General features: G+C 59.2%; 11 protein-coding genes. All 11 read right to left on the minus strand.

Annotated elements, in window-relative coordinates; genetic code table 11:
- Window positions 1-493: 493 nt before the first annotated feature.
- Window positions 494-1528, minus strand: coding sequence for a hydrogenase expression/formation protein HypE (hypE, locus tag JRJ26_06315; GenBank protein ID MBW2057094.1), 1035 nt, complete (start codon window positions 1526-1528; stop codon window positions 494-496).
- Between the two features lie 10 nt (window positions 1529-1538).
- The gene (gene hypD, locus JRJ26_06320) at window positions 1539-2624 is read right to left on the minus strand and encodes a hydrogenase formation protein HypD (GenBank protein ID MBW2057095.1); all 1086 of its coding nucleotides are present in this window, start codon (window positions 2622-2624) and stop codon (window positions 1539-1541) included.
- A complete protein-coding gene (locus JRJ26_06325; protein MBW2057096.1) occupies window positions 2611-2862 on the minus strand; it encodes a HypC/HybG/HupF family hydrogenase formation chaperone in 252 nt (83 codons plus the stop codon). Before JRJ26_06325 ends, hypD begins: the two co-directional genes overlap by 14 nt.
- 16 nt (window positions 2863-2878) lie before the next feature.
- The gene (gene hypF / locus JRJ26_06330) at window positions 2879-5155 is read right to left on the minus strand and encodes a carbamoyltransferase HypF (protein MBW2057097.1); all 2277 of its coding nucleotides are present in this window, start codon (window positions 5153-5155) and stop codon (window positions 2879-2881) included.
- Complete coding sequence (gene hypB, locus JRJ26_06335; protein ID MBW2057098.1) at window positions 5152-5802, minus strand: hydrogenase nickel incorporation protein HypB; 651 nt, start codon at window positions 5800-5802, stop codon at window positions 5152-5154. Before hypB ends, hypF begins: the two co-directional genes overlap by 4 nt.
- A 33-nt stretch (window positions 5803-5835) precedes the next feature.
- Complete coding sequence (gene hypA, locus JRJ26_06340) at window positions 5836-6177, minus strand: hydrogenase maturation nickel metallochaperone HypA (GenBank protein MBW2057099.1); 342 nt, start codon at window positions 6175-6177, stop codon at window positions 5836-5838.
- Between the two features lie 91 nt (window positions 6178-6268).
- Window positions 6269-6799, minus strand: a complete 531-nt coding sequence (locus JRJ26_06345; GenBank protein MBW2057100.1) for a HyaD/HybD family hydrogenase maturation endopeptidase — start codon at window positions 6797-6799, stop codon at window positions 6269-6271.
- The gene (locus JRJ26_06350) at window positions 6799-8367 is read right to left on the minus strand and encodes a nickel-dependent hydrogenase large subunit (protein MBW2057101.1); all 1569 of its coding nucleotides are present in this window, start codon (window positions 8365-8367) and stop codon (window positions 6799-6801) included. Before JRJ26_06350 ends, JRJ26_06345 begins: the two co-directional genes overlap by 1 nt.
- A 23-nt stretch (window positions 8368-8390) precedes the next feature.
- Window positions 8391-9359, minus strand: coding sequence for a hydrogenase small subunit (locus JRJ26_06355; protein MBW2057102.1), 969 nt, complete (start codon window positions 9357-9359; stop codon window positions 8391-8393).
- Window positions 9360-9523: 164 nt separating this feature from the next.
- Window positions 9524-10156 carry a response regulator transcription factor gene (locus JRJ26_06360; protein MBW2057103.1) on the minus strand — a complete coding sequence of 211 codons (633 nt, stop codon included), beginning with the start codon at window positions 10154-10156 and terminating at the stop codon, window positions 9524-9526.
- Entirely contained in the window at window positions 10131-11942 is a 1812-nt protein-coding gene (locus JRJ26_06365) for a HAMP domain-containing protein (GenBank protein MBW2057104.1), read from the minus strand. Before JRJ26_06365 ends, JRJ26_06360 begins: the two co-directional genes overlap by 26 nt.
- Window positions 11943-12087 lie beyond the last annotated feature (145 nt).

Consider the following 12087-nt stretch of genomic DNA (forward strand, 5'->3'; position numbering starts at 1 on the left):
GATGACTCCGTCTCGGTTCTTGGAAGTGGCTCCCTCCGCCTTCTCGCCTGGAGAGCCCTGTCTATCTCCTCATAACTAATAACAATAAGACGCGCTTTTGGCCAGTCTTTTCTTCCTGGTGCTCCTGAGTTTTAGAGAACACCCATAACCTGAGTGGAACCGGGGAGGACGTGTACGAGTACATCGCAGAATGCCCCGACTTTCGGTTAGGGATGGACGGGACGGAGCAGCGTTCGAGCAACCGGTGTTCGCCGGCAAACATCCAGGTGCGATTCTGAGCGAAGCGAAGAATCCCGGAAGAGAAGAATCCAGATACGATCGAAGTTCCGGCTCTGACCGGTCGATTTCGGAAAGGGGTAAGGGTGCCCTCCTTTCAAGGGTGGATCGAAGCTAGACCCGGAAAGACCCTGACTCGGGAGGCCCGGCATGTGGGAAGAGACTCCCGGATTCCTTCACACCAGGGGCTCTTGGCGGATTGGGAAGACCATGAATGCTAGCAGATTCTCGGAAGCTGCTCGCCGAGGGGCATGTCGATGATGCGTGTTCCCCCTGCACGGGTTCGCATGACCACCCGGCCGGGGTGGTCCGCCACAACCTCGCCTATGATCCGGCCATCCCGGCCGTAACGGTTCAGGCGTATCTTCTCAAGAACACCCGAGGCGTCTCGGGAGTCCAGGATGACCAGGAGTTTTCCCTCGTTGGCCACGTACAAGGGGTCGAGCCCGAGTATCTCGCACGCTGACCTGACCCCGTCCTTCACCGGAATGGCCGCCTCGTCGATCCGGATACCTACACCGGACTGGGTCGCAATCTCGTTCAGGGTGGCCGCGACGCCTCCTCTGGTTGGATCCCTCATGGTATGGATCCCGTCCGTCGTCGAGAGAATCTCGCGGACCAGCCCGTTGAGGGGCGCAGAATCGCTCTTCAGGTCCGTATCAAAGTTCAATCCCTCTCGCCTGGAAAGCACGGCAATACCATGATCCCCTATGGACCCGGTAAGGATCACTGCGTCCCCGGGCCTTGCTCCGGTTCCGGAGACATAGATGCCCTCCTCGATCAGCCCGATCCCGGTGGTGTTGATATAGATCTTGTCGCCCTTTCCTTTGGGCACAACCTTTGTATCCCCGGTTACAATGGAGACGCCGGCCTCCCGTGCGGCGGACGCCATGGAACCGAGAACGATCTCCAGGTCACGGATTTCGAATCCTTCTTCGAGGATGAAAGCGGCGGACAGGAACAGGGGACTGGCACCCTGGGCCGAGAGATCGTTGACGGTCCCGTTGACGGCAAGAGCACCGATATCGCCGCCTGGGAAGAAGATCGGATCGACCACATAGGAATCGGTGGTCATGGCCAGCCGCCGGCCGGGAAAATCGACGACCGCGCTGTCGTCCATCTTTTCGAGAATTTTGTTGAGGAATCTTGGAAGGAAGTAGCGGTGGACGAGCTCCCGGGAGGCTCTGCCTCCTCCTCCGTGGTCAAGTGTCACCCTCCCGGTCTTCACGTGGGGCATCGCTCTGTCAGCCATTCCCGTCTCCTCAGCGCCGGTAGTACTTGTAATAGGCGGCACAGGTCCCTTCGGAGGAGACCATGCATGCCCCGACGGGACTGTCCGGCCTGCAGGTGGTTTGGAACAACGGGCAGTCCGGAGGCTGCCTCAGTCCCCTGAGGATATCCCCGCAGATGCATCCCTCCGGTTCCCTCGGGTTCACGGGGGCTATCTCGTACTTGCGGGTAGCGTCGAAGTCGGCGTATGAGTCGGAGATCCTGAGGCCGCTCTTGGGGAGCAATCCGAAGCCCCGCCAAACCGAGTCACAGGGTTCGAAGACCTCCTCCATGACGGCCCTGGCTTTCGGATTCCCATCGGGTGAGACCCCTCTCCGATATTGGATCTCGACCCTTGCCTCTCCCATTTCGATCTGCCGCACAAGCAGGCCCACGGCCTCGAGCACATCGAGGGGCTCGAAGCCGGCGACCACACAGGGGACGTGGAAATCATCGGCTATGGTTTCGTACGGCTCGATACCGATGATCGTGGTTACATGGCCGGGACAGATGAAACCGTCGATGCCGAGCTGCGGCGATTCGACCAGGGCCATGAGGGCCGGGGGCAGAACCTTGTGCATGGACAGTACCGCGAAGTTGCGGACGCCTGTCTCTTTTGCGCGGCGAATCACCGCCGCCACGGTAGGGGCGGTAGTCTCGAATCCGATGCCGAGAAAGACCACCTGGCGCCCCCCGTCCTCCTGGGCCAGGTGCAAGGCGTCATAGGCGGAATAGACGATCCTTATGTCGGCACCCTCGCCCCGTTGTCTAAGCAGAGTGGTCTCCGATCCGGGCACCCGGATCAGATCGCCGAAGGTGGCTATGGTCACGTCCTGTTTCTGTGCCAGGGCGACAGCCCGGTCGATCGCTTCGACGGGAGTGACACAGACCGGGCAGCCGGGTCCGGAAATAAGGCTGATGTGGCGCGGCAGAATCTCTCTGATGCCGTTTCGACCGATTGTTACGGTGTGGGTGCCGCACACCTCCATCAGCTTGGCCTGCTTGCGGGAGATCGCTCTGATCTGCGCAACCAGGCGCTCAATGCTCTCGGGGTCCCTGTACCTGTCAATGTACTCCATGGTCGGTCCCGGAGTCGAGATCGAGAATCCCGGCTTCCCTGAAAAGGTCAAGGGTCTCTCCGGCCTCTCTCTCGTCTATCTTGTGGATCGCGAACCCCGCGTGTACGATCACGTAGTCGCCGACCCGGACCTCCTCACCGAGAATATCCAGATACACGGGGCGTGTGGTCCCGCTGAGGGCCGCCTCTGCCACGTTCCCATCGATTCTGCGGATTTGCATGGGAATACCAAGACACATGGAATTCACTCCGTTTCTATTGTAGCCCGTCCAGCACCGCGTTTGCCACCATGACCTGGCCCAGGGAGATTCCGCCGTCGTTGGCAGGCACAAGGCTGTGGGTGTAGACTTCAAAACCCAGGTCCAGGAGAATCCTCTCGAGCCCCTCGAGGAGAAAGGCGTTTTGAAAAACACCGCCGCTGAGGGCGACCCGGTTCAGCCCGCGGCTTTCTCGAACCAGGATGCAGGTGTCGGCAAGGACCTGGACCAGGGTGTTGTGGAACCTCCGGCTGATGATTCTCGGATCGATGCCGTCGAGCAGATCCGAAACCACGGCCCGAATAATTGGGACCTGGGGAACCGTCAGCCCATGCCTCTTCTCCCTCACCTCCACCGGGTAGCAGCCCCCGTCGTCGCCCATCTGCGCTTCGAGTTCAACGGCAGCCTGTCCCCTGTAGGAGACTCTCTGCCTCAAGCCCAACAGGGCGGCCACCCCGTCGAAGAGCCTGCCGCAGGATGAGGTTTGGGGAGTATTGACTCCTCTTTCGATCATGAGGAGAATCGTGCGCGCCCGATCCGGATCGAGGCGCCTGACAAACTCTATGGGCAGATCGAAGAGGCCCTCTCCAAATGCCTGTTGCAGATAGGCGAGGGCCATACGCCAGGGCTCGTGAACGGCGGCGTCGCCCCCGGGAAGGGAGATCTTCTCGAGGTGGCCGATTCGCTCGAACCTATGAAAATCGGCCACAAGGATTTCTCCCCCCCAGACCGTGCCGTCGGTCCCGTACCCGGTTCCGTCCAGGGCAAGACCGATCACATCACCCGAAATTCCGTTCTCTGCCATGCAACTGGCGATATGGGCATGGTGGTGTTGGACCCCCACCTTTTGGGAGACTCCCCGGCTCATCCCATAGCGGGTGCTCAGATAGTCTGGATGGAGGTCGTAGGCCACCACTTCGGGATCGATCTTGAAAAGCCCCTTGATGTGTTCGATGGTACTCTGGAAGGATTCGAAGGTCTCGAGGTTTTCCAGATCTCCGAGATGCTGGCTGAGAAAGGCCCTGTCTCCCTTGCCGAGACAGACGGTGTTGGCCAGAAACGGCCCGCAGCCGAGGGTGGGCCTGATGGTCCGATCCAGGGGAACGGGCAGGGGTACATAGCCCCTGGACCGGCGTATGATCCTCACTTTTTCCCCGACGACCCTGACCACCGAATCGTCGTTCCGCACGTGGATGTCCCGGTTGTGAACCAGAAAATAGTCTGCAATATCGCCCAGACGGGCGAAGGCCTCGCCGTTGTCTATGGCGATCGGCTCTTCGCTCATGTTGCCGCTTGTCAGAACCAGTGCGAGAAAACCCTCCTGGAGTATGAGGTAGTGAAGGGGGGTGTATGGAAGCATCACACCGAAACAGCGGTTCCGGGGGGCGACCTGCGAGGCGATAGGGTTGGGAGTCTTCTTCCTGAGGAGCACTATGGGGCGCTCCGGCGACTTCAGGACCTCGGCTTCAAGGTCACTCACGTGGGCGTACTCGAGGACCCGCTCGAGGTTGGGGGAAGCCAGGGCCAGGGGTTTCTCCTCGCGGTGTTTTTGCTGCCTCAGGCGTTCCACCGCCCTTTCATTGGTTGCGTCGACAGCCAGATGAAATCCCCCGAGACCCTTGATGGCGACTATCTTGCCGGATTTGAGCAGACGGACCACCTCCGAGACCGCTTCGGCCCCTTCAACGGGCCGGCCCGAACTATCGCAGAGGAGAAGACCGGGCCCGCACTCCCGGCATGCTATGGGTTGGGCATGAAACCTCCTGTCAAGAGGATCCTCGTACTCCTTCCGGCACCTCTCACACATGGAGAAGGATGCCATGCACGTCTTTTCCCGGTCATAGGGAACATCCTTGATGATGGTGTAACGGGGGCCGCAGTTCGTGCAGTTGATAAAGGGGTAGCGATATCGCCTGTCAAGGGGATCGTTCATCTCCCGCAGGCAGTCGTCGCAGACGCTCACGTCAGGTGAGACGAGAACCGACCGTTCGGCCTCGGTCCGACTCTTTCGAATGACAAAGTCCCGATAACTCAGAGGGGGGAGATACCGCCACTCCATGCGGATGATCCTGGCCAGAGGAGGCTTCCTGGTTCGGATCTCCTGGAAGAAGCTCTCGATCCTTCCGGGTTCTCCCTCCACCTCTATGTCCACCCCGGAGCTCGTGTTCGCGATGTATCCCCCCAGCCTCTTCTTCTGGGCAAGGTGGTAGATGAAAGGGCGGAAGCCAACACCCTGGACGATGCCGTCGATGGTCGCCTTTGCCCTCTGGATCATCTCTTTTTCACCCTGCTCGTCAGCCAATCGAACCAGGGTTGGAGCCCTTCCCCGGTCTTGCAGGAGATCTCGAGAATCCCGAGGCGGGGATTGAGCTTGAGGGACTCGTTCCGGATCTTCTCGACGTCGCATTCCAGGTGGGGCAACAGATCGATCTTGTTGATGAGGAGCAGACTCGATTCGTGGAAGATGAGGGGGTACTTGAGCGGTTTGTCATCCCCCTCAGGCAGGCTGAGAAGCATCACCTTGAAGTCCTCGCCCACATCGAATTCGGCGGGGCACACCAGGTTTCCCACGTTCTCCACCACGAGAATGTCGAGGGAGCCGAGGTCGAGCTGTTCGAGAGCCTCCCGGATCATGTTGCCGTCGAGGTGACACGCGCCCCCGGTGTTGATCTGCACCACCGGCACCCCGGTGGAGGCGATCTTTTCGGCGTCCCGGGTCGATTGTATGTCCCCTTCGATGACTCCGAAGCGGTATCGATCTTTCAACCCATCGATGGTCTTTTCGAGGAGGCTCGTCTTTCCCGCTCCGGGCCCGCTCAGGAGGTTGATGGCGAGAACTCCCGCCTCCTCGAAGAGGCGCCTGTTCTCGTCTGCGATCCGCTGGTTTGCTTCAAGCACCTTTTGGACAAGGGGTATCTTCATAGAACATTCCTCTTTCTTGAGAGAATCATACGGTTAATCCCCTTCTACGGCAACGATATCCAACTCCTTGCCGGAGACAATCTCGATCAGGGCGGCTCCGCAGAAGGGGCAGTCGTCCGTCCAGTTGTTCAAGGTGAACCGCTTTCCGCACTCGGTACACCTGCCTCCCATGGGGACCTCTTCTATCTGGAGTCGCGCTCCTTCCAGGGGCGATCCGGCTGTCAGTACGTCGAAGCTGAAACTCAGAGAGTCGGTCTGCACACTCCTCATTGCGCCGATCCTCAGCCTGACCGTCTCGATCTTCGAGAGTCCGTGGATTCTCATCTGGTCCTGGAGGATCTGGACAATGCTCTGGGCGATCGAGAACTCGTGCATATCTCTTTGGAGGCGATGTTGCTGGACGAATTAATGGGAAAACAGGCGCAACCGGCCTCGCGGGCGTCGATTCCGCACTGCGCGGGTCTTTCTATGCCGATACTACCCTGTTTTCTGGGAAATGATCAAGGGAGGCGGCGACCACCTCTTGAACGGTCCTGATAACCTTTGGGATCTCTGCTTCGACCTCGGGGGAGAGCTCCATTCCCATGCTCGTGGATTTGGGCTCCACACCGATGATGGTGGTCTGGGGGGTGGAGCCGATCAGTCCGGAAAGATGGATGACCTCCAGTATGGAGATCTGATGGACAGAAGTCTTGAAGACGTCCGGAGCAGTCGGACAGTCTTCCACGTCGAACCGGTAGACGGAACCGGGCGGTCCCCCTCCTTTTACTGCGTCGACGAGGATGAGTCGGTCAGCCTCCAGGATTACATGCATCAGACCGAACCCGTCTGTCCCCCCTTCCATGACTTCGACCCCGGGAGGAAGTTCCATTTCCATCATCCTCTCGGCCACGTGGACCCCCACCCCTTCGTCGCTCAGCAGCAGGTTGCCCACCCCGAGGATCAGGATCTTCTTCCTTCCCCTGTCCGGAACTTCCTCCCTCCTCCCCTGTAGCATCACTCGACCATGAACCTCCGTATCTCGTTTGTCTTGGGGTCGATGAGATGAACGGCACAGGCCAGACAGGGATCGAAAGAACGGATGACCCTGACCACGTTGATCGGGTTTTCGGGGTCGGGCACCGGCACGCCGATGAGAGACTCCTCGTACTGGCCTCGCACTCCCCGCTCGTCCCTGGGCGAGGCGTTCCATGTCGAGGGAACCACGGCCTGGTAATTGGCTATTTTGTGGTTCTTTATCCGAATCCAATGACCGAGGGCACCGCGCGGAGGTTCGAAGAAGCCTGCCCCTTCCGACTCGGCGGGGGGATCCCAGTGATCGGTGTCGTGGATCCTGAAGCCGGGTTTGGTCATGATCCTGGTCAGTTCGTCGCACCACTGGTACATGGCCTCGACGACCTTCTTGGTTTCGATCGCCCGGGCCGCGTGGCGGGCCACCGCTCCCGGTCTAACCCCGTGGTTGTTGATAAGGCTCAAGAGGGTCGGATCCCCGTCCACCAGTCCCCGTGCAAGGGGGCCGACCTCCATGGGGACATTCTCGTATCTCGGGGCCTTGACAAAGGAGTATGCCTCCGGCCGTTGAAGATCAAAAACCTGGGATCCCTCGTAGGGGTGTTTCGGCGTCTCTTTCTTGTACCAACTGTACCGCACCGATTCGGTTATCTTTTCGGGCTTGAAAGGTTCGACCCTCTGAGGCTTGGTTCCGACAAGTCCGAAGATCGCACCTGGTTTGAACACGAGCTTGTCGCCCGACTCGTTGAGTTCGAAAGCCCCGTAGGAGAGGTAGTTCCGGTGGCCCCCGCCTACTCCCGCTCTTGCCAGGGGAAGGAGCGGGCCGGTCCCGAAGGCCACGACATCAGGGATATAGACCTCCTCGACAAAGGCAGCCACTTCGTCCAGCATGGAACGAAACCGGGCGACCTGGTTGATGTCGGGCAGCTGTGTGAACCCCCCAACGACGATGCTCTGGTAATGGGGAGCCCTTCCTCCGAAGATCACTCCCATGTTTTTTGCCTTGATCTGCATGTTCAAGGCGTCCAGGTAGTGTTTTACCGCACTTATGACCACGTCCGGGTCGTTGACACAGAACTCGTCGGGTTTGTACCGGGGGGTAAGGGGAAAGGTATCACCCCTCTTGACCAGGCCGACCACCTTGTCCTTGACCTTGTTCAGTTCAGGATCCTTCCCCTTGTAGTCGGCAACGGCCATGATGTCGATATAGTCCAGGGCACTGAGCTGGTAGAAATGGACCAGATGATCGTATATGTACTCGGCACCCATGACGAGATTTCTGAGAAGAGTTCCTCCCCAGGGAACGCGGGCGCCGAAGGCCGCATCGAGGGCGCGGGCCGAAGCCATCTGGTGGACGCTGAAGCAGACCCCGCAAAACCGGCTGGTCACGTAGCTGGCGTCCCGCGGGTCTTTCCCCAAAAGAAGGGCCTCGAATCCCCTGGCCATTGTGCCGCTGCTCCAGGCGTTCTTGACCTTCCCGTTTTCGATCTCCACCTCGATCTTGAGGTGCCCCTCTATTCTCGTCATCGGATCGATGGTGATTCGTTTTGCCATGGATCTCGCCCTCCTCTTTTCTTCTATGCATTATCCTTTCTGGGTATCAGGCCTGCTGCCTTCTTTGCCAGAATCCTGTCGGTGACAGGCCCCATGGCATAGAGGGGGCTCTGCTCAACGTAGAATTCAGGCTCCGAGCATCCCTGGCAGGGAGCTCCTGCATCGATGCAGAAGCTGATCCCGTTGTTCCACCTCCGGATAGGGCAGTCCGAGTAAGTCTCAGGCCCCTTGCAGCCCTTCTCGAGGAGACACCACTCTTTCTGCTTCGGGTCGTTCCAATCCGTCAGGAACTCCTCCTCGTCAAAATGAGCACGGCGCCGGCAGTTGTCGTGAACCGACGTACCGAAGTACATCAAGGGCCGCCCCAGCTTGTCCAGGGGTGGCGCCTTGTGGGTTACCAGGAAGTAGACGATGGTGCCCATGAGATGGTCCATGTGGACAGGACACGTGGAGAGGTTGATGACCGTCTTGCCCGGGAGGATCTTGCTTACCGGAAGTCCCTTTGTGGGGGTTCCTTTCGGGATGCCCCCGAAGGCCGCACAGGCTCCGACGGCGACGATGGCTGCGGCCCTGTCCGCGGTCTCCTTGACGATCTCTCGGAAGGGGCGCCCGCCGACCATGCAGAAGCGGTCGTCCGCACCCGGGATGGAGCCCTCCACGACGAGCAGGTAGCCTCCCTGCCTGATCGCCTCCTCGCGGGCCTCTTCTGCGATACGGCCCGATGCCGCCATGATCGTCTCATGATACCTGATCGATATCTTGTCGAGGATCAAGCTGGCCGGTGAAGGGTTCTCTATGCTGATGAGAGAGATGGTGCATCCCGCACAATCCTGCCCCTCCAGCCAGATCACGGGGGGCTTCCCAGCAGCAGCCTGCAAGGCTTGGGCGATTTTGTCGGCGGTAAAGATCTCCGAAAGGCCCAATGCTGCAGCCGTCCCGGCACAAAACTTCAAGAAGTCCCGCCTGGATAGACCATGGAATATCTCAGCCATAACGTACCTCCTCTCCTGTGTTGTCTTCCACGAGCCTCCTCCTACAGAGTGAATACAGAATGAGACCCTGCTGGGGAATAAGTCTTTGACTGATTTTTTTGTGGGTCTTTTGCCTACACGGCGGGGAGGGTATCGGACCGCCACCCGGGGTGCTGTCCGTCTTCTCAGTCGACGAGGCGGTTCTTTATGGCGTAGTGGGTCAGTTCCGCGTTGCTTTTCATCTTCATCTTCTCGAGAATCCGCGACCGGTATGTACTGATGGTTTTTGTACTGAGGGAGAGTTCCTCTGCGATCTTCCTCACCCTTTTCCCCGAAGCGATAAGGCACAGAACCTGGAACTCCCGGTCGGAGAGACCCTCGTGGGGCGGCTTTTCCACCCCTTCTTCCAATTCCCCTGCGAGCCTTTCGGCGAGGGAAGGGGTGATGTACTTCCCGCCCCGGAAGACTTTCCTGATCGCATCGAGGACCTGGTCTGTGCTGCTGCCCTTTGTCAAGTAACCCGACGCCCCTGCCCTCAGTACCCGGATCGCATATTGTTCTTCAGGATGGTAGCTCAAGACAACAACCGGCATTTTTGGCTTTTCGATTCTTATCTGTTTCAACACGTCGAGGCCGCCCATGCCGGGCATGGTAATGTCCAGGATGACGACGTCGAACTCCTTCTCTCTTATCTTACGGAGTGTCTCATGGCCGTCGTTCGCCTCATCGGTGACTGTCATGTCAGGAGCATCTGCAATGATCTGCTTCAGTCCCGTACGGACGATGGGATGATCATCGGCTATGATGACTCGTATCATGGTGATCCGTCTCCTCGTCGAAGGGCATCGTCACCGTGACTCTGGTTCCTTCTCCCCTGGCGCCGGTGATCTTCACCTTCCCGCCCCATGGATGGACCCGTTCCCGCATCCCGATAAACCCGAATGAGCCCGGAGCCGTGACCTCCTCTTCGGTGATCCCCTTGCCGTTGTCTTTGACGTCCAGAATCAGCCTGTTGTCTTCCTGTCTCAGGGTAACTTCGACCTCGGTTGCCCTTGCGTGGCGAAAGACGTTTGTCAGACTCTCCTGAAAGACACGGAAGACGGCTGTCGATTGTTCCCTGTTCAGGTTCGTTTTCTCACCGTCGACATTGACTTTGCATCTTATCCCTGTCCGCTCCTGGAACTCTCCAGCCTGCCATTCGATTGCAGCAGGTAGACCGAAGTCGTCCAGAATTCCCGGCCGCAGCTCGGCCGAAAGCCTCTGCACCCTTTTGGTGGTCTTGTCGATGAGGGATGACATGGATTCGAGCTTTTCCAGTACCGGTCTCTGGTTCCTGGGCACCCTCTTTTTCAGCCAAGACACGTCCATCTTGAGAGCCGTAAGGACCTGGCCCAAGTCGTCGTGAATCTCCCGGGAGATGCGGGTCCTCTCCTCCTCGGTGGCTGCCTGGAGGTGGTTTGACAGCTCGCGCAACTGCTCCCGTGACTTTTCGAGCTGCTCCTGGACGCGGCGGCCTTCAACCTCCCGCTTCTGGAGGGCCGAGGCCATTTCGTCGAAAGCGAGGGCCAACTGGTTGAGTTCGCCCCGCCCGTGGGCCACACCGCTGCGGGCGTCGAGGTGGCCTGCGGCGAGTTTTCGAGTCGCATCGACCAGGGTTCTCAAGCGGCGCAGAATAAGCAGGTCCCCTCCAAACCAGACCCCCACGAGGGCCAGAAACACGACGATTCCCAGAGCTGCCAGGTTTCCTCTCAGGACTCTGTTGGCGGCGGCAAAGGCCGCCTCCTTACGGATACTGAGAATCAGGTATACTTCTCTGCCCTTGAGGGAAGGGCGGACAGGAGCGAAGGCGTGCAACCAGGTGGTGCCGTCCGGGGCGGAAACCTCGACAAGCCCCCTCTGCTTTTCCAGAACGGCCTTGACGATCTCCCCCTCGTCCAGTCTTTGCCCGGGCCCGTTCTCTGAATCGGGGTGCCTGGCCAGTATGACCCCCGTGTGATCGATCTGGACCAGGCTCGTTCCTCTGGGCAGTTGCTCCTCCACATCGAACTCGAATCGGTTGAGCCACTTGAGATCAAGGGCCGCAAAGACCACGGCGACTATCCGCCCCCCGGGACAGAGAACAGGGTACGCGGCAATGAGCACCGGCTCCCCGGCGACAGGCTCGATCTGATATCCCCCGAGGGTGAACTGGTGTGTTTCGACGGCACGCCTAAACCAGGACCGGTCGGCCACCTTGACGGGATGGTCGAGGGGCAGGGCGCTGCAGAGTATCTCTCCATCGGAATTGATTGCCCCGAAGTTGACGTAATGGCGATAGCGTTTCAGAAGGCTGGCAAAGAAGCCATTGCATGCCGGGCGGTCTCCCAGGTGGAGGTACACGAACCGACCCAGGGCTATCAGGGTCTGGCGGCTTCCCTCGATCCACTGTTCTTCGTCCCTGGCGGCGAGGTTGGCCAGCCGGCGTACGTCACTCTGAAACTCGGCAATGGCAAGTCTTCTTTCTCCCAAGGCTCCGTAAAGCATTGCCACCCACGCCGGGATGACGGCAATGAGAACCAGGAGGATCAAACGGACACGAAGACTGGAAAAACCCGAGCGTTTCACTGGTCACCTCCGGGTGAACTCCCGCCGGCCTTTTCCCCTGGGATTGAGCGGCGGCCGCCAAAGAGCGTCTTGTTTCATTAAAACGAAACAGGAATAGAAGTCAAGGGTATGGCTCTGGCGACAACAAAAATGACTCGGGCCAAGA

The organism is Deltaproteobacteria bacterium (genome assembly GCA_019308905.1).
Lineage (GTDB): Bacteria > Desulfobacterota > BSN033 > WVXP01 > WVXP01 > JAFDHF01.

Excerpts from the sequence above, each read along its gene's own strand:
- hypE (MBW2057094.1), bottom strand. The coding sequence starts at position 1,528 with ATGGCTGACAGAGCGATGCCCCACGTGAAGACCGGGAGGGTGACACTT.
- hypD (MBW2057095.1), bottom strand. The coding sequence starts at position 2,624 with ATGGAGTACATTGACAGGTACAGGGACCCCGAGAGCATTGAGCGCCTG.
- JRJ26_06325 (MBW2057096.1), bottom strand. The coding sequence starts at position 2,862 with ATGTGTCTTGGTATTCCCATGCAAATCCGCAGAATCGATGGGAACGTG.
- hypF (MBW2057097.1), bottom strand. The coding sequence starts at position 5,155 with ATGATCCAGAGGGCAAAGGCGACCATCGACGGCATCGTCCAGGGTGTT.
- hypB (MBW2057098.1), bottom strand. The coding sequence starts at position 5,802 with ATGAAGATACCCCTTGTCCAAAAGGTGCTTGAAGCAAACCAGCGGATC.
- hypA (MBW2057099.1), bottom strand. The coding sequence starts at position 6,177 with ATGCACGAGTTCTCGATCGCCCAGAGCATTGTCCAGATCCTCCAGGAC.
- JRJ26_06345 (MBW2057100.1), bottom strand. The coding sequence starts at position 6,799 with ATGCTACAGGGGAGGAGGGAGGAAGTTCCGGACAGGGGAAGGAAGAAG.
- JRJ26_06350 (MBW2057101.1), bottom strand. The coding sequence starts at position 8,367 with ATGGCAAAACGAATCACCATCGATCCGATGACGAGAATAGAGGGGCAC.
- JRJ26_06355 (MBW2057102.1), bottom strand. The coding sequence starts at position 9,359 with ATGGCTGAGATATTCCATGGTCTATCCAGGCGGGACTTCTTGAAGTTT.
- JRJ26_06360 (MBW2057103.1), bottom strand. The coding sequence starts at position 10,156 with ATGATACGAGTCATCATAGCCGATGATCATCCCATCGTCCGTACGGGA.